This is a genomic window from Streptomyces longwoodensis (assembly GCF_001514125.1).
Taxonomy (GTDB): domain Bacteria; phylum Actinomycetota; class Actinomycetes; order Streptomycetales; family Streptomycetaceae; genus Streptomyces; species Streptomyces longwoodensis.
This window is the reverse complement of record NZ_KQ948552.1, coordinates 141,937-157,830: the sequence shown is the minus strand read 5'-3', so window position 1 is coordinate 157,830 and position 15,894 is coordinate 141,937. Positions and strand designations below refer to the sequence as shown.

At 74.5% G+C, this 15,894-nt stretch carries 15 protein-coding genes and 1 pseudogene; 8 read left to right on the top strand and 8 right to left on the bottom strand.

The features are described 5' to 3' along the window. Nucleotide 1: 1 nt before the first annotated feature. Entirely contained in the window at nt 2–421 is a 420-nt protein-coding gene (locus tag AQJ30_RS13180; protein ID WP_245726909.1) for an ATP-binding protein, read from the bottom strand. A 172-nt stretch (nt 422–593) separates the two neighbouring features. Between AQJ30_RS13180 and AQJ30_RS13175 the strand changes: the two genes are divergently transcribed. Beyond that, nucleotides 594–815: a DUF397 domain-containing protein gene (locus tag AQJ30_RS13175; RefSeq protein ID WP_067233545.1), complete on the top strand. Its 222-nt coding sequence runs from the start codon at nt 594–596 to the stop codon at nt 813–815. A 139-nt stretch (nt 816–954) separates the two neighbouring features. After that, a pseudogene (locus AQJ30_RS13170) lies at nt 955–1,872 on the top strand (helix-turn-helix domain-containing protein). Nucleotides 1,873–1,935: 63 nt separating this feature from the next. Here AQJ30_RS13170 and AQJ30_RS13165 read toward each other — a convergent pair. Then, nucleotides 1,936–2,754 (bottom strand): SAM-dependent methyltransferase, encoded by an 819-nt coding sequence (locus tag AQJ30_RS13165; RefSeq protein WP_067233040.1) that lies wholly within the window; start codon nt 2,752–2,754, stop codon nt 1,936–1,938. Nucleotides 2,755–3,019: 265 nt separating this feature from the next. Here AQJ30_RS13165 and AQJ30_RS13160 point away from each other — a divergent pair, with 265 nt between their 5' ends. Continuing rightward, nucleotides 3,020–3,382, top strand: a complete 363-nt coding sequence (locus AQJ30_RS13160) for a cupin domain-containing protein (RefSeq protein WP_067233038.1) — start codon at nt 3,020–3,022, stop codon at nt 3,380–3,382. 103 nt (nt 3,383–3,485) lie between these two features. Here AQJ30_RS13160 and AQJ30_RS13155 read toward each other — a convergent pair whose 3' ends face one another. Beyond that, nucleotides 3,486–4,853 carry a vWA domain-containing protein gene (locus AQJ30_RS13155; RefSeq protein ID WP_067233036.1) on the bottom strand — a complete coding sequence of 456 codons (1,368 nt, stop codon included), beginning with the start codon at nt 4,851–4,853 and terminating at the stop codon, nt 3,486–3,488. Continuing rightward, on the bottom strand, nt 4,850–5,707 hold the full coding sequence (locus tag AQJ30_RS13150) for an AAA family ATPase (protein WP_067233035.1): 858 nt from the start codon (nt 5,705–5,707) through the stop codon (nt 4,850–4,852). Before AQJ30_RS13150 ends, AQJ30_RS13155 begins: the two co-directional genes overlap by 4 nt. Nucleotides 5,708–5,882: 175 nt before the next feature. Here AQJ30_RS13150 and AQJ30_RS13145 point away from each other — a divergent pair, with 175 nt between their 5' ends. Beyond that, on the top strand, nt 5,883–6,302 hold the full coding sequence (locus tag AQJ30_RS13145; RefSeq protein ID WP_067233033.1) for a CBS domain-containing protein: 420 nt from the start codon (nt 5,883–5,885) through the stop codon (nt 6,300–6,302). A 110-nt stretch (nt 6,303–6,412) separates the two neighbouring features. Then, complete coding sequence (locus AQJ30_RS13140; RefSeq protein WP_067233031.1) at nt 6,413–7,978, top strand: FAD-dependent oxidoreductase; 1,566 nt, start codon at nt 6,413–6,415, stop codon at nt 7,976–7,978. A 25-nt stretch (nt 7,979–8,003) separates the two neighbouring features. Here the strand turns inward: AQJ30_RS13140 and AQJ30_RS13135 are convergent, their stop codons facing one another. Genes AQJ30_RS13135 through AQJ30_RS13125 form a run of 3 tightly spaced genes read right to left on the bottom strand, consistent with a single transcriptional unit; the run spans nt 8,004 to nt 10,863 of the window. Next, nucleotides 8,004–8,636 carry a LutC/YkgG family protein gene (locus tag AQJ30_RS13135; protein WP_067233030.1) on the bottom strand — a complete coding sequence of 211 codons (633 nt, stop codon included), beginning with the start codon at nt 8,634–8,636 and terminating at the stop codon, nt 8,004–8,006. Next, entirely contained in the window at nt 8,633–10,111 is a 1,479-nt protein-coding gene (locus AQJ30_RS13130; protein WP_067233028.1) for a LutB/LldF family L-lactate oxidation iron-sulfur protein, read from the bottom strand. Before AQJ30_RS13130 ends, AQJ30_RS13135 begins: the two co-directional genes overlap by 4 nt. Continuing rightward, the gene (locus AQJ30_RS13125) at nt 10,108–10,863 is read right to left on the bottom strand and encodes a (Fe-S)-binding protein (protein ID WP_067233026.1); all 756 of its coding nucleotides are present in this window, start codon (nt 10,861–10,863) and stop codon (nt 10,108–10,110) included. The genes AQJ30_RS13130 and AQJ30_RS13125 overlap by 4 nt, the downstream gene beginning before the upstream one ends. 244 nt (nt 10,864–11,107) lie before the next feature. Between AQJ30_RS13125 and AQJ30_RS13120 the strand changes: the two genes are divergently transcribed. Genes AQJ30_RS13120 through AQJ30_RS13110 form a run of 3 tightly spaced genes read left to right on the top strand, consistent with a single transcriptional unit; the run spans nt 11,108 to nt 14,300 of the window. Then, nucleotides 11,108–12,409, top strand: coding sequence for an alpha/beta fold hydrolase (locus AQJ30_RS13120; RefSeq protein ID WP_067233024.1), 1,302 nt, complete (start codon nt 11,108–11,110; stop codon nt 12,407–12,409). Between the two features lie 25 nt (nt 12,410–12,434). Next, nucleotides 12,435–13,439 carry a sigma-70 family RNA polymerase sigma factor gene (locus AQJ30_RS13115; RefSeq protein ID WP_079084000.1) on the top strand — a complete coding sequence of 335 codons (1,005 nt, stop codon included), beginning with the start codon at nt 12,435–12,437 and terminating at the stop codon, nt 13,437–13,439. Between the two features lie 18 nt (nt 13,440–13,457). After that, the gene (locus AQJ30_RS13110) at nt 13,458–14,300 is read left to right on the top strand and encodes a pentapeptide repeat-containing protein (protein ID WP_067233022.1); all 843 of its coding nucleotides are present in this window, start codon (nt 13,458–13,460) and stop codon (nt 14,298–14,300) included. Here the strand turns inward: AQJ30_RS13110 and AQJ30_RS13105 are convergent. Beyond that, on the bottom strand, nt 14,262–15,839 hold the full coding sequence (locus AQJ30_RS13105) for a cytochrome P450 (RefSeq protein ID WP_067233021.1): 1,578 nt from the start codon (nt 15,837–15,839) through the stop codon (nt 14,262–14,264). The genes AQJ30_RS13110 and AQJ30_RS13105 overlap by 39 nt on opposite strands. Nucleotides 15,840–15,894: the final 55 nt, after the last annotated feature.

The window sequence follows — 15,894 nt, the reverse complement described above, 5'->3', positions numbered from 1 at the left end:
GTCAGGCCTGCGTTCGCGTCGGCAGCATCGCCCAGACGGTCTTGCCGAGGGGCGCGCGGCGGGTCCAGCCCCAGTGGGCCGACAGGGCCTCCACGATGTGCAGTCCCCGGCCGTGCTCCAGCAGCGAGTCCCCGGGGGACGGGTACAGCGGGGGCGTGTCGCACTGGTCGGTGACCGCGCAGACCAGGTGGGCCCGGCGCAGGGTGAGCCGCAGCCGCACGTCGGCGCCGCCCGGCGGCACGTCCGGCAGGGCGTGCAGCACCGCGTTGGCGGCGAGCTCGGTGACGACCGTGACCGCGTCGTCGGCGCACTCGCCCACGTCCCACATGTCCAGCGTGCGGTGGGTGAACTCGCGCGCCTCGGCGAACCCCTCCCGGCTGCCGGTGATGCGGAAGGTGGCTGTTCGGGCCGAGTCGTGCACGGACTCTCGGTTCCGGAACTGTGCAGGTGATGACACGGCATCTCCCTGAGGCGACGTCAGGACGGGGCGCCGGAACGGCGGTTGACGGCACGGCTATTATCCACGCTGAGAGTGGCCTCGTGCAATTTCACGGGAAATTGCGCGCACGAACGAGGAGAGTGCCGTGGCGTCGATACGGAACGGAGTGCGGGCGAGCTCGCTGGGCGTCCGCTGGATCAAGAGCACCCACAGCGCTGCCGAGGGCAACTGCGTCGAGGTGGCGGCGCTGGACGGCGGCGGCGTCGCGCTGCGCAACTCGCGTGACCCCGAGGGTCCCGCCCTGGTCTACACGCCGGCCGAGGTCGCCGCGTTCCTGGCGGGCGCCAAGGACGGGGAGTTCGACCACCTGGTGTGACCTCGCGGTTCGGCCGGACGGCCCCAAGGGGCCACCCGACGAGGGGAACTGAGGAGGTTTCAGCTTCCGCACCCCGTGCGGTGGACGGCGGCCGGATGCGATACTGCGGGAGTCGTCTGCCGGACCAGCGGGAGTCAGGATGTCTGTCGAGAAGCCCCGGGTCTCCCGTCTCGAACCGTATCTGAGCCGTTCGGAACCAGCCCCGACCCTGCTGAAGATGCTGGTCGGCGTGCAGCTGGCGGGCATCCGCGAGGACGCGGGCTACTCCCAGGAGCAGGCCGCGCGACAGCTGGGCTTCAGCCCGGCGAAGCTGTCGCGCATCGAGGCGGGCAAGGGCCGCAAGCCCCCGACCGAGGCCGACGTGCGCGCCCTGCTCGGGCTGTACGGCACCGGTGAGTACGAGGCGTCGCTGCTCCTGCAGTTGCTGCGGCGGGCCAACGAGCCGGGCTGGTGGCAGCGCTACGACAAGCGGCTGATGCCCGAGTGGTTCGACCGGCTGGTCGGACTCCAGGAGGCGGCCACCGCGATCCGTACCTTCGAGATCCAGTACGTGCCGGGCCTGCTCCAGACGGCCGCGTACGCCCGCGCCGTCGTCGAGCGCGGTCTGCCTTCCGCGCCGCTCCGTGAGGTCGAGCGGCGCGTGGAGCTGCGCATGCGCCGCTGCCAGCTGCTCCAGCGCCCGGACGCCCCGCAGCTGTGGGCGGTCGTCGACGAGTCGGTGCTGCTGCGCGTGCTGGGCGGCCGCGAGGTCATGCGCGAACAGCTAGAGCACCTGGTGACGATGGCGCAGAAGCCCCACGTCACCCTGCAGGTCGTGCCCCTGGACGTGACCCACGCCTCCGCGCCGGTGATCCCCGTCACCTACCTGCGCTTCGGCGGCTCGGACCTGCCCGACGTGGTGTACCTGGAGTAGATCCGCAGCGCCACCTTCCTGGAGGACCAGGACGAGACCGAGGAGTACCGGGTCACCCTCGACCGGCTGGCCGACGAGGCGCTCAACCCGCGGGAGTCCCTGGACCTGCTGCGCGACACGATGAAGCAGCGCTACGCGCAGTAGCGCCGCGCGCCGACCGTCCCGGTAACCGACGAGGGCGCCGCACCGCGGCGCCCTCGGCCCTGCCTAGCCCAGACGGGCCACACCGCCGAACTCGATCCACTCCTGCGTCAGTTGGCGGGGAGCCACCTCGGTGTCCGGGCGCCAGGTGGAGACCTCGACCAGACCCGGTTCGAGCACGTCGAGCCCCTCGAACCAGGCCTCGACGTCCTTCTGCTCCCGCACCCGGCCCCAGTGCCCCTGGGTCGCCTTGTCCATGAAGTCGGTGACGAACTCGCGGACCGCCGGGTCGTCGCTGACCAGCTGGCACATCACCAGGCAGCTGCCCGGCGCCAGCCGCTCGACGACGCGGCGCACCACGGCCGGCGGGCCGTCGGTCTCGCTGTCCGGGATGCAGTGGAACACCGAGTTGAACAGCACGGCCACCGGCTGGTCGAAGTCGATCAGGCGCCGGGTGTCCTCGTGTCCGAAGATCGCGTCGGTCTCGCGCAGGTCGGCGTGTATGACCGTGGTCCGCTCGTCCTGCTCCAGCAGGGCCCGGCCGTGGACCATGACCATCGGGTCGTTGTCGACGTAGACCACGTGGACGCCGGGGTCGATGCGCTGGGCGACCTGGTGGATGTTGTCCTGGGTCGGCAGCCCGGACCCGTGGTCCAGGAACTGCCGGATGCCGTACTCCTGGGTCAGCGTGCGCACGACCCGCTGGAGGAAGCGGCGGTTGTTCAGCGCGAGGGCCCTGGTGCTGGGGACGACCTTGTCCAGCTCCTCGACGGCCGCGCGGTCGGCGGCGTAGTTGTCCTTGCCGCCGAGGTAGTAGTCGTACATGCGCGCGGCCGTGGGGACCGACGCGTCGATCTTCGTGGACAGTTGCTCTCCAGGCTGCATCTCTTCCCCCAGACACCCGCGCCGTGGACCGGCGCGACCGACAATACATCGTGGGGGAGCGGGACTTGGAGGGACCGGGCAATGATCGTGCCGTCGCCCTCCGCCGCCCCGCGCCCCCTCGGCCGCGCGGCACGGGCGTCGAATGGCGGGTGGCCCGGGACGGGCGGAGGATGAAGGGATGGGGTGCGGTCCCCCATCGGTGACGTCCAGGGCCGCCGGGGAGACCGGCCCCGGCCGTGAGGCACGGCCGGAAGGGAGGAGCGTCATGCTGGAAGTGAAGACGCTCGACAAGCCCGACGAGCGGCGCGATTTCCCCCGCGGTCACCTCGAAGCCGTCCACCTGAGCGGGCTGGACTTCGCCGTGGCCACCTTCGAGCCCGGGTGGCGCTGGTCGGAGTCCGTGGCACCCATCGCGGGCACCGAGACCTGCCAGGTCCACCACAACGGCTACGTCGTGCAGGGACGCATGCACCTGCACATGGACGACGGCGGGGAGAGCGAGGTCGGTCCCGGCGACGTGTTCGTCTGCACGCCCGGCCACGACGCCTGGGTCGTCGGGGACGAGCAGGTCGTGGTGTACGACTTCGCCGGCGCCATGGCCCGGGACTACGCGAAGGCCGGGGACTGACCGCACGGCGCCCCGCCGTGGCGCACCACCCGGACGGACCGGGGCGGGGGAGGGGTCGCACCCCTCTCCCGCCCCGCGGCGTGCCCGGCGCCTCCCGGACGGGTCAGACCGGCAGGAGGCGCTCGACGAGGGTGCCGAGCTGGCGGGCGGTGCGGCACTCGTGCATGGGCACCAGGTCGGCGTAGGCGAGCGCCGCCGAGTCCCCGGTGCCCCACTGGGCGCGCGGCTCCGGGTTCAGCCAGTGGACGCGGCGGCAGCGCCGCGCGATCGCGCGGACGGCGGGCAGGTTCGGGTCGCTGCGGTTGGTCCGCGCGTCGCCGAGGACGAACACGGTGGTGCGGGGGGTGAGCGTGCGGGCGTACCGCTCGGCGAACTCGCCCAGGGCGACGCCGTAGTCGCTGCTGCCGTGCCAGGCGGCGACGGCGGCCTCGCCGTGGATGCGGGCGCTCAGGCCCTCGGGGTCGGCGGCGCCGTGCACGAGCAGCCCGGTCACCTCGTCGACGCGGTTGACGAAGGCGAACACGCGCACCTTGGTGAACTGGTCGTGCAGCGCCTGCACCAGCAGCATCGTGAAGTCCGAGAACCCGGCCACCGAACCCGACACGTCGCACAGCAGCACCAGCTCGGGACGGGCCGGCCGGCGCCGCCGCAGCACCGGCCGCATGGGCACGCCCCCGGTGGACAGGGAGCCGCGCAGGGTGCGGCGCAGGTCGACGGAGCCCCGGGCGGCCCGCCGCCGGCGCGCGGCCAGCCGGGTGGCGAGCTTGCGGGCCAACGGCTGGACGGTGCGCCGCAGTTCGGCCAGCCGGTCCTTCCCGGCGTACAGGAAGTCCACCCGGTCCGCGGTGGGCGCCACGGCCCGGCGGGCGATCTCCTCCCGGCCCCGCCGCTCCGCCACCCGCCGCCGCGCCTCCGCGGCCACCAGCGCGCGGAAGGCCTCGATGCGGCGCCGGATCTCGTCCTCCAGCAGCCGGTCCGCGAAGCCCGCGCCGGCGCCCCGTGCCCGCAGTTCGTCCCGCACCCTCGCCAACAGGGTCTGCGGGCGCAGTCGTTCGAGCGTCTGGTACGACGACCAGCCGTCCGATCCGGGTGCGCCGCCGTAGCCGCCCAGTCCGTCCACCGCCTCGACGGCCAGCCGGGCCAGCATCGCCCGGTCGTCCGCGGTGAGGGCGTCGGCGAGCCGGTCGCGCAGCTCCTCCCGATCGGCGGCCTCCGTCGCGGGGCCGCCCACGGCGTGCGGGAAGTACAGGTCGAACACTGCGTCGAACACCGGCCGTTGGCCCGTCTCGTGCAGCAGGGTCGCGGCCAGTCCCTCGCGCAGCACCGCCCGGTCGGCCAGGCCCAGCGCCGCCACCGCCCGGGCGGCGTCCACGGTCTCGCCCGTGCCGATCCGCACCCCGTGCGCCCGCAGCGCGGCGACGAACCCCGTCAGCCGCGCCGCCAGGTCGGTGGTCGCCGCGTCCGCGGTCACAGCGCGTCCAGGTCCAGCTTGGCGGACGCCTTCAGGACGTCCTCCTGGTGCTTGAGGACCACGCCGAGGGTGTCCCGCACGACGTTCTCGTCCAGCGTGTCCGCGCCCAGCGCCAGCAGGGTGCGGGCCCAGTCGATGGTCTCGGCGACCGACGGCACCTTGCGCAGGTCCATCGCCCGCAGCGCGCCGACCACCCGCACCAGGGACGCGGCCAGCGCCTCGTCGACGCCGGGCACCTTCAGCCGTACGATCCGCCGCTCCAGCTCCTCGTCGGGGAAGCCGATGTGCAGGAACAGGCAGCGGCGCCGCAACGCCTCGGACAGCTCCCGGCTCGCGTTCGAGGTGAGCACCACGAACGGGCGCCGGGCGGCGGTGATCGTGCCCAGCTCGGGGACCGTGACCTGGAAGTCGCTGAGCACCTCCAGGAGCAGGCCCTCCACCTCGACGTCGGCCTTGTCGGTCTCGTCGATCAGCAGGACCTTCGGGTCGTCGCCGCGGATCGCCGTGAGCAGCGGGCGGGGGAGCAGGAACTCCTCGCTGAAGATGTCGGTGCGCGTCTCGTCCCAGGTCTCGTCGCGGCCCGCGCTGATCCGCAGCAGCTGCTTGGCGTGGTTCCACTCGTACAGCGCCCGGGACTCGTCGACGCCCTCGTAGCACTGCAGCCGCACCAGGCGCGCCCCCGCCACCTGGGCGACGGCCTTGGCCAGCTCGGTCTTGCCGACCCCCGCCGGGCCCTCGACCAGGAGCGGCTTGCCGAGCCGGTCGGCGAGGAAGACGGTGGTGGCCACGGCGGGGGAGGCCAGGTAGCCGGTCTCGGCGAGACGGGCGGAGACGTCGTCGACGGACGTGAACAACGGGGCCTCCCGGCGGGTGCGGTGGATCGTACGGGCACCTATCTAAGCGCTTGTTCACCGCCGCTGTCACGGGGTGGGCCGGGACGACCGGGCCCGGGATGCCCGGGCCCCACGGGGTACCCGGCCGCCGAGCGGCGGTGGGCCGCACCGCCGGACACCGGGAGGAGGAGACACCGTGGCACAGCACGTACGGGACATCATGACCGGTGGGCCCGTGACCGTGGAGCCGCAGACCTCGCTGACGGCCGTGGCCCGGCTGATGCGGGACGAGAACATCGGGGCCGTCCTGGTCGCCGACCACGACGAGTTGCGCGGCCTGGTCAGCGACCGGGACCTGGTGGTGCGCGCCCTCGCCGAGGGCTGGGACCCCGAGCGGACGACCGTGGCCGGCGCGTGCAGCGACGACCTGGTGACGGTCACCCCCGACGACGACCTGGACCGGGCCGTCGGGCTCATGCGGGAGCACGCCGTGCGCCGCCTGCCCGTCGTGGAGGGCGGCCACCCGGTCGGCATGGTCGCCCTGGCCGACCTCGCGATGGAACGCGACCCGGAGTCGGCGCTGGGCGACATCAGCGTGGCCCGGCCGAACCAGTAGGGCCGCAGGGAGAGGGCGGGCCCTGGTGGCGGGGACACCGCCATCAGGGCCCGCCCGCCTCGCTCCCACGCCCGTCGTGTGATCCGCCCCGCCGCGGGCACTCGGCCCGCATGGACGATCAGGCGTACATCCACGGGTCGTACTGGCTCGAGACCGCCCCGCCGGCGGACCCCGCACCCCCGCCCGAGGGGCCGCTGACCGTCGACGTGGCCGTCGTGGGCGGCGGCATCGCGGGCCTGAGCACGGCCTGGGAACTGGCCCGCCGCGGCCGGAGCGTCGCCGTGCTGGAGGCGGACCGGATCGCGGCCGGCGTCACCGGGCACACCACCGCCAAGCTCAGCGCGCAGCACACCCTGATCTACGACCAGCTGCGCCGCACCCGCGGCCCCGAAGGCGCCCGCCTGTACGCCGAGTCGCAGACGGACGCCATCCGGCACGCGGCCCGGACGGCCGAGGAGCTGGGCATCGACTGCGACTGGGAGGACACCGAGGCGTTCACCTACGCCGAGGACCCCGGGCGCGTGAAGGAGCTGCGCGCGGAGGCGAGCGCCGCCCGGGAGGCCGGCCTGGAGGCGCAGTTCGTCACGGAGACGGACCTGCCGTTCCCCGTCGCGGGCGCGGTGAAGGTCGCCGGCCAGGCGCAGTTCCACCCGCGCAAGTACCTGCTGGCGCTGGCCGAGGACATCCGCCGGCTCGGCGGAGTGATCCACGAGCACACCCGGGTGACCGGCCTCAGCGAGGGCGAGCCGTGCGTGCTGACGACGGAGGCGCTGCACGGGGGACAGGCCGGGAACGGCGGCGGTGACGGGCCGCAGATCACCGCCCGTGACGTCGTCGTCGCCACCCACTACCCGGTGTTCGACCGGGCCCTGCTCTTCACCCGGCTGTCCCCGCGCCGCGAACTGGTGCTCGCCGCACCCGTGGAGGCCTCCCGCGCACCGCGCGGCATGTACATCACGCCCGAGCAGAACACCCGCTCGGTGCGCACCGCGCCCCTGCCGGACGGCCGGCGGCTGCTGATCGTCACCGGTGAGCACTTCACACCGGGCGCCGGCGGTGACGTGGAGGAGCGCTTCGACCGTCTCGCCGGCTGGGCGACGGAGCGGTTCGGCCCCTTGACCTTCTCGCACCGCTGGGCCACCCAGGACAACGACCCCACCGACTCCGTGCCCCTGGTCGGGCTCCTCCACCCGCGCGCGCACCACGCCTACGTCGCGACCGGGTTCGCCGGGTGGGGCATGGCCACCGGCATCATGGCCGGCCGGCTGCTGGCCGAGCAGATCACCGGCCGTGAGAGGCCGTGGAGCGAGCTGTACGACCCGCGCCGCATCGCCTCGGTCGTCCGGGAGGGCGGCACCTTCCTCAAGACGCAGGCGGAGGTGGCACGGCACTTCGTCGGCGACCGCGTCTCCACGCCCGGCGCCTCCTCGGTGGACCAGATCGCCCCGGGCGACGGCGCGATCGTCCGGGTCGACGGCGAGCGGTGCGCCGTGCACCGTGACGCCGAAGGACAGCTGCACGCGGTGTCCGCCCGCTGCACCCACCTGGGTTGCCTGGTCGCGTTCAACCGGGCCGAGGGCGCCTGGGAGTGCCCCTGCCACGGCTCCCGGTTCGCCCCCGACGGCAAGGTCGTCCAGGGGCCGGCCGTGCGTCCGCTGGAGCGCCGGGAGCTGTGAACCGCCGGGCGGGGTCCCGGCCGGCTCACCCCACCAGCACGACCTCCAGGGTGCGCGGGCCGTGCACGCCCTCCACCCGGTCCAGTTCGATGTCGCTGGTGGCCGACGGACCCGAGATCCACGTCAACGGGCGTACGGGATCGAGCCGTTCGAGGGCTTCCGGGACCGAGGAGACCACCTGGTCGGGCACCCGGACCACGCAGACGTGGTGGTCCGGGACCAGGGTGATCCGCCGGCGGCCCTGGTCGGGGGAGCCGTCCAGCACGAGGGTGCCGGTCTCCGCGACGGCGACCGCGCACCCGGTGACCACGCTGTCGACCCGGTCCAGCTCGTGCGCGGTGCTCCCGGCACGGTCGGCGACGCGGGCGACGTCCGTCCCCGCCAGCCAGGACGCGTCCAGTCCCGGCGGGACCAGCACCGAGGCCGACCCCCGCTCGGCGAGCAACCGGCCGATCAGCGACGGCAGTTCGTCCGGTGTGCAGCGGTGGACCAGGGCCCGGTAGTCCGCCAGGTTCTCGGCGAGCAGGGCGACCGTCTCCTCGACGGTGCGCTCCCCGTGCCGGCGCAGGTAGCCGCGCTCGACCGGGCCGTCGTCGCGCGGGGCGTCGGCGAGCGCGCGCCGCACCCGGCCGAGGATCCGCTCCCTGCTGCCGCTCATCGGGCACCGTCCTGGCCGCCGTGCGTGCGCTGCCACCAGTCCCGGAACGGCTCCGGGGGGACGGCCGGCAGGTCCCGGCTGCCCGTCCACGCCCGGCCGGGGCCGGGCAGGGTGCGCGGATGCAGGCGCCGGGTGCGCGAGGCGAGCCGCTGCCCGGCGCGCAGGGCCCCGGGGTGGCGGAACGCCCAGCGCGCCGCGCGCATCGCCGCCCGCTCGGCGCCGTGTCCCGCGGCCGGCTTCAGCACGACCTTGTTGCCCTCCCGGGTGACCGGTCCGCCCTGGGCGACCCGTTCGCGCAGGTGCACCAGCACCTCGGGGATGTCGATGGCCACCGGGCACACCTCGTAGCAGGCGCCGCACAGACTCGACGCGTACGGCAGCGAGGCGTCGATCGCGCTGCCCGTGCCGCGCAGTTGGGGGCTGAGGATCGCGCCGATCGGCCCCGGGTAGACCGAGCCGTAGGCGTGGCCGCCGGCCCGCTCGTACACCGGGCAGACGTTGAGGCAGGCCGAGCAGCGGATGCAGCGCAGGGCCTGGCGGCCGACCTCGTCGGCGAGGGTGTCGGTCCGGCCGTTGTCGAGCAGGACCAGGTGGAACACCCGGGGCCCGTCGCCGTCCGTGGTGCCGGTCCAGGTGGACGTGTAGGGGTTCATGCGCTCGGCCGTGGAGGACCGCGGCAGCGTCTGCAGGAACACCTCCAGGTCCCGCCAGGACGGGACGACCTTCTCGATGCCGACGACCGAGATCAGCGTCTCCGGCAGGGTCAGGCACATGCGGCCGTTGCCCTCGGACTCGACGACCACCAGGGTGCCGGTCTCGGCGACCATGAAGTTGGCGCCGGAGATGCCGACCTTGGCGCGCAGGAACTTCTCCCGCAGGTGCAGCCGGGCGGCCTCGGCGAGTTCGGCCGGGGTGTCGGTCAGCCCCTCGGGCGCGGGGCGGCCCCAGTGGCCCATCCGCGACCGGAACACGTCCCGGATCTCGCCCCGGTTGCGGTGGATCGCGGGCACGAGGATGTGCGAGGGCCGGTCCTCGCCCAACTGCACGATGAGCTCGGCGAGATCGGTCTCGTAGGCGCGGATGCCCTCGGCCTCCAGCGCCTCGTTCAGCCCGATCTCCTGGGTGGCCATGGACTTGACCTTGACCACCTCGGACTCGCCGGTCTCCCTGACCAGCCGGGCCACGATCCGGTTGGCCTCCTCGGCGTCGGCCGCCCAGTGGACGGTGCCGCCCGCCGCGGTGACCGCCGCCTCCAACTGCTCCAGGTAGCGGTCGAGGTGGAGCAGCGTGTGGTCCTTGATCCGCCTGCCGGCCTCGCGCAGCGCCGCCCAGTCGGACACCTCGGCGACGGCCTTGGCGCGCTTGGCGCGGATGGTGTGCGTGGCGTGCCGCAGGTTGCCCCGCAGCGTCGTGTCGCGGACGGCGTCCTGCGCCGCCTCCGGGAACGCCGGCATCCCGACGAACGTCCCGCTCATACGGCCGGTTCCTCCTCCGTGCTCGCCAGGATCTCCGCGAGGTGCACCGGCCGCATCCCGCTGTTCAGCCGGGTCATGGTGCCGCCGATGTGCATCAGGCAGGAGTTGTCGGCCGCGCAGAGCACCTCCGCGCCGGTCGAGGCGGCGTTGCGCACTTTGTCGGCGCCCATCGCGGCCGAGACGTCGGCGTTCTTCACCGCGAACGTGCCGCCGAAGCCGCAGCACTCGTCGGCGCCGGGCAGCTCCACCAACTCCAGGCCCCGCACCGCCTGGAGCAGCCGGCGCGGCCGGTCGCCGAGGCCCAGGGCGCGCAGGCCGTGACAGGTCGGGTGGTAGGTGACCGTGTGCGGGTAGGTGGCGCCCACGTCCGTCACGCCCAGCACGTCGACCAGGAACTCCGTCAGCTCGTACGTCGTGGGCACCACCGGCGCCAGCGTCCGGGCCAGGGCGTCGCCCCGCCCCTCGGCCCGGGCCCGCTCACCCATGCGCGGGTACATCTCCCGCACCATCGCCCCGCAGGACCCGGACGGCGTGACGACGGCGTCGTACCCCCCGAAGACCTCGGCGAAGTGCCGGGCCAGCGGCTCCGCCTCGTGCCGGTAGCCGGTGTTGTAGTGCGCCTGGCCGCAGCAGGTCTGCGCCATCGGGAAGTCGACGTCGACACCCAGTCGGGTCAGGAGTCTCACCACGGCGCGGCCGGTGTCCGGATAGAGCGTGTCGTTGACACAGGTCAGGAACAGGGCGACACGCATCGCGGCTCCTTCGGCGATCTTCGAGTGGGTCAAGCCTAGGCGGTGACCCGCCGCTCGGGCAGGAGGCCGTGGACAAGGGCAGTGCTCCCGCCGGAGCCGGTGGTCCGGCGCTCCCGCCCGGCCTCGCGCTGACCGGCCGTTCAGCAGCAGGTGGGCGCCGGTGCGCCGTCCCCGCCCGCGACCTGCGGCGGCGCATGTGCTGAACTGGGACGCGGCAAGCACCCCTTCCGTCCCGGGAGCCCCGTTGACCACGACCTACCGCCAGCCCGGCGTCGTCCTCACCGACCACCGGTTCACCGTTCCCCTCGACCACGCCGACCCGGCCGGGGAGACGATCGAGCTGTACGCGCGCGAGGTGGTCGCGAGCGAGAAGGCCGACCGGGACGACCTGCCGTGGCTGGTGTACCTCCAGGGCGGCCCCGGCTTCGGGGCGAACCGTTTCATCGGCCGCCCCGCCTGGCTCGGCCGCGCCCTGGAGGAGTACCGCGTGCTGCTGCTGGACCAGCGCGGCACCGGCGCCTCCACGCCCGCCAACCGCCAGACGCTCCCGCTGCGCGGCGGCCCCGCCGAACAGGCCGCGTACCTGGCGCACTTCCGGGCCGACTCCATCGTCCGCGACTGCGAGCTGGTCCGCCGCCGGGTCACCGGGGGCGCCCCCTGGACGGTCCTCGGGCAGAGCTTCGGCGGCTTCTGCACCGTCACCTACCTGTCCCTCGCCCCCGAGGGCCTGGCCGCCGCCCTGATCACCGGGGGCCTGCCCTCCCTCGACGCCCACGCCGACGACGTCTACCGCGCCGCCTACCCGCGCATCGAGCGCAAGGTCGCCGCGCACTACGCCCGTTACCCGCAGGACGTCGAGCGGGCCCGCCGCGTCGCCGACCACCTGCTGGCCCACGAGGTCACCCTGCCGGGCGGCCACCTGCTGACCGTCGAGGCGTTCCAGTCGCTCGGCATCCTGCTCGGCGGCGGCGAGGGGAGCCACCGGCTGCACCACCTCCTCGAGGACCCCTTCGTGCGCACCCCGCACGGCCCCGAGCTGTCCGACGCCTTCCAGGAGGAGGTGCGGGGCCTGCTGTCCTTCGCCGCGCACCCGCTCTACGCCCTCGTCCACGAGGCGGTCTACGGCCAGGACGACCGCCCCACCGCCTGGGCCGCCGAACGCGTGCGCGCCGAGTTCCCGCAGTTCGACGCGGCCAAGGCGCTGGCGGGCGACGGGCCGCTGCTCTTCACCGGAGAATCGATTCACCCCTGGATGTTCGGCTGCGACCCCGCGCTGCGCCCGCTGCGCGAGACCGCCGAACTGCTCGCCGCCCGCACCTGGACGCCCCTGTACGACCCCGCCCGGCTCGCCGCCAACGAGGTCCCGGTGGCCGCCGCCGTCTACCACGACGACATGTACGTCGACACCACGCACGCCCTCGCCACCGCCCGGAGCATCCGCGGCCTGCGCACCTGGGTCACCGACGAGTTCGAGCACGACGGCGTCCGCGCGGGCGGCCCCCGCGTCCTGGACCGCCTGCTCGCCCTGGCCCGCGACGAGGTCTGAGGACGCGCCCGCGTACGCTGCGGCCATGACCGACGACCACGGGGGACGTGTGCGCACCACGGACGAGGCACTGGCGGACCGGTTCGAGGAACACCGGTCCCACCTCAGGGCGGTGGCCTACCGCATGCTCGGCTCGCTGGCCGAGGCCGAGGACGCCGTCCAGGAGACCTGGCTGCGGCTCGGCCGGTCCGACACCGCCGACGTGCGCAACCTGGGCGGCTGGCTGACCACGGTGACCGGACGGATCTGCCTCGACCTGCTCCGCTCCCGGACGGCGCGCCGCGAGCAGCCGATCGGGGAGGACTCGACCTTCGTGCCCGACCCCGTCGTACGGCCCCTGTCGGCCGTCGACCCCGAGCAGGAGGCGCTGCGCTCCGACGCGGTGGCGCTGGCCCTGCTGGTCGTCCTGGAGACGCTGGAGCCCGCCGAGCGGCTCGCGTTCGTGCTGCACGACCTGTTCGCCGTGCCCTTCGAGGACATCGCGGGCATCGTCGAGCGCAGCCCGGCCGCCGCGCGGCAGCTCGCCAGCCGGGCCCGGCGCCGGGTCCAGGGCGCCACCCCCTCCGCCGAGCGCGACCTCGCCCGGCAGCGCGCCGTCGTCGACGCGTTCCTGGCGGCCAGCCGCGCCGGGGACTTCGAGGCGCTGGTCGCCGTGCTCGACCCGGACGTGGTGCTGCGCGCCGACGCCGGGGCGAAGGTGCGCGGCCTGGCCGCCTCCAAGCTGGTGCGCGGGGCCCGCGAGGTCGCCGGGCAGTCCCTGCTCTTCCGCCACTTCGCCCCCTACGCACGCGTGGCACTGGTCGGGGACGCCGTGGGCGTGGTCAACGTGGTCGACGGCCGGCTGGTGTCGGTCATGGCGGTCACCGTCGTGGACGGGCGCGTGGTGGCGCTGGACATCCTGGCCGACGAGGAGCGGGTCGCCGCCCTCGACGTCCCGGACCTGGCGTCCCTCGAACCGGCGCACCCCGCCGCCCCGGACGCCCCGGACGCCCCGGGCGGCCCTGGTGACCTCGACGGACGCGGTGCCTGAGCCATGGCCGCCGAGCCTATGCTGGACGCCATGGGAGATCGAACGGGTGAGCGAGCCGACCTGCGGGGCGACTGCTCCCGCTGCTTCGGGCTGTGCTGCGTGGCCCTGCCCTTCGCCGCGTCGGCGGACTTCGCGTTCGACAAGGACGCCGGCACCCCCTGCCCGAACCTCGGCGACGACCACCGCTGCGGCATCCACGCGCGGCTGCGGCAGCGGGGCTTCACCGGCTGCACGGTGTACGACTGCTTCGGCGCCGGCCAGAAGGTCTCGCAGGTCACCTTCGGCGGCCGGGACTGGCGCACGGGGCCGCCCGAGCACGCCCGCCGCATGTTCGAGGTGTTCCCGGTGGTCCGCCAGCTCCAGGAGCTGCTCGCCTACCTGACCGAGGCCCTCACCCTGCCCGCGGCCGCACCCGTCCACGACGACCTGCGCCGGGCGCGGGAGCGGACCGAGGCGCTGACCCTCGGGAGCGCCGAGGCGCTGGCCGGCCTCGACGTGGGCGCCCACCGCCAAGAGGTCAACGTCCTGCTGCTGCGCACCAGCGAGCTGGTGCGCGCCGGGGTCCCGGGCCGCAGGGCGAAGCGCCGGGGGGCCGACCTCATCGGTGCCCGGCTCGAGGGGGCCGACCTGCGGGGCGCCGACCTGCGCGGGGCCTACCTGATCGCGGCCGACCTGACCGGCGCCGACCTGCGCGGCGCGGACCTCATCGGGGCGGACCTGCGCGACACCGACCTCACGGACGCCGACCTGACCGGCGCGTTCTTCCTGACCCAGCCGCAGGTGAACGCGGCCCGGGGGAGCGGGGGCACCCGGCTGCCGGACTCAGTCGTGCGCCCGGTGCACTGGGCACCGCGCCGCTGAGGCCCCGTCGTCCGCCACCGTGCCGGTGCCGGTGCCGGTGCCGGTGCCGGTGCCGGTGCCGGCGTCGGGGCCCTGGCCCGCCGCGGCGGGCGTGCGCCGTTGCAGGCGCAGCCGCAGTCCCTCGGGCATCAGCGTCAGCCGTTCGGTGACCCGCAGCCGGTACGCCGGGTCGTCCACCAGGTCGTAGCGGCGCAGCAGCAGGCCGAGCACCAGCGTGGCCTCGTGCAGCGCGAACTGCCGCCCGATGCACGCCCGCGCCCCGGTCCCGAACGGCTTGAACGTGTGCGGGGGCCGGGCGCGCACCGCCCGGGCGTCGAACCGGTCCGGGTCGAACCGCTCCGCGTCCGGTCCCCACACCGCGGGGTCGCGGTGCAGCATCGGCGTCAGCACCAGCGCCCACGCCCCGCGCCGCATCGGGTGCTCCCCGGCCAGCACGGTGTCCTCGCGCGCCTCGCGTGCGTACGCCGGCGCCGTCGGCCACAGTCGCAGCGACTCGTCGAGCACCCGGCGGACGTACCGCAGGCGGGCCACCTGGTCGTAGCCGGGGACGCCGTCGCCCCAGACCCGGTCCACCTCCGCCCGGGCGCGGGCGGCGACGTCCGGGTGCCGGGCGAGGTGGTACAGGGCGAAGGACAGCGCGCCGGAGGTCGTCTCGTGCCCGGCGACCAGGAAGGTGATGACCTGGCGCCGCACGTTCTGGTCGGACAGCTTCTCGCCGGTGTCCGGGTGGCCGGTCTCCAGCATCCGGTCCAGCAGGTCCCCCGCACCGCCGCCGGAGGCCCGCCGGGCGCGCACCAGGTCGTCCACCGTGCTGTGCAGCCGGGCGATGTCCGCCTCGTTGCGCCGCCGCGCGCCCCGCAGCAGCGCGAGCGCCGGGGCGGGCACCGTGTTCAGCCGCTGGGCGTGGGTGAGGGTGCCGACCATCGCGGAGACGAAGGGGTGCTGCCGGGACCGCTCGAAGGAGCCGAAGTCGTGCCCGAACCCGGTGCGCGCGATCGTCTCCAGCGTCAGCTTGGTCATGTCCCCGGGCACGTCCACCCGGTGCCCGGCGCCGACCGCGCGGTCCCAGTGGTCGGTGAGCCGCGCGGCCGCGTCCAGCATCATCGGGTGGTAGGCGGCCATCGCCTCGCGGCTGAAGGCCGGGGCGAGGACGTCGTGGGCGAGCTGCCAGTTGGGCTCGTGGTTGTACGCGGTGAACAGCCCGTCGCCGACCACCGGGCGCAGGTTGGCGATGCCGAGGCCCACGTGCTTGGCGAACCGCGTCTCGTCCGCGAGGTCGGCCACCGGGCCGGCGCCCCACACGAACACGAACTCCTTGCCGAAGGCCCGGCGCCGGAAGACCGGGCCCAGCCGGCGGGCGTACCGCAGGGAGTCCTGCAGGGGCGTGGTCCGGCTGGCGCCGAGCACGTCGCCCAGCAGCGGCAGCCGGTACGGCGGGTGGGGGATCCGGTTGAGTTCCGGCCAGCCCTGCTCCGCGCTGCGGAAGCCCCTCGGCCGCACGTCACCGGTCGGCGCGTGCCCGGTCGTCGTCCCTGCCATGACGCGAACTCCCTTGGTCCAGTGGCCCGTTGCGGTGGCGCAGGTGCTGTCGCCC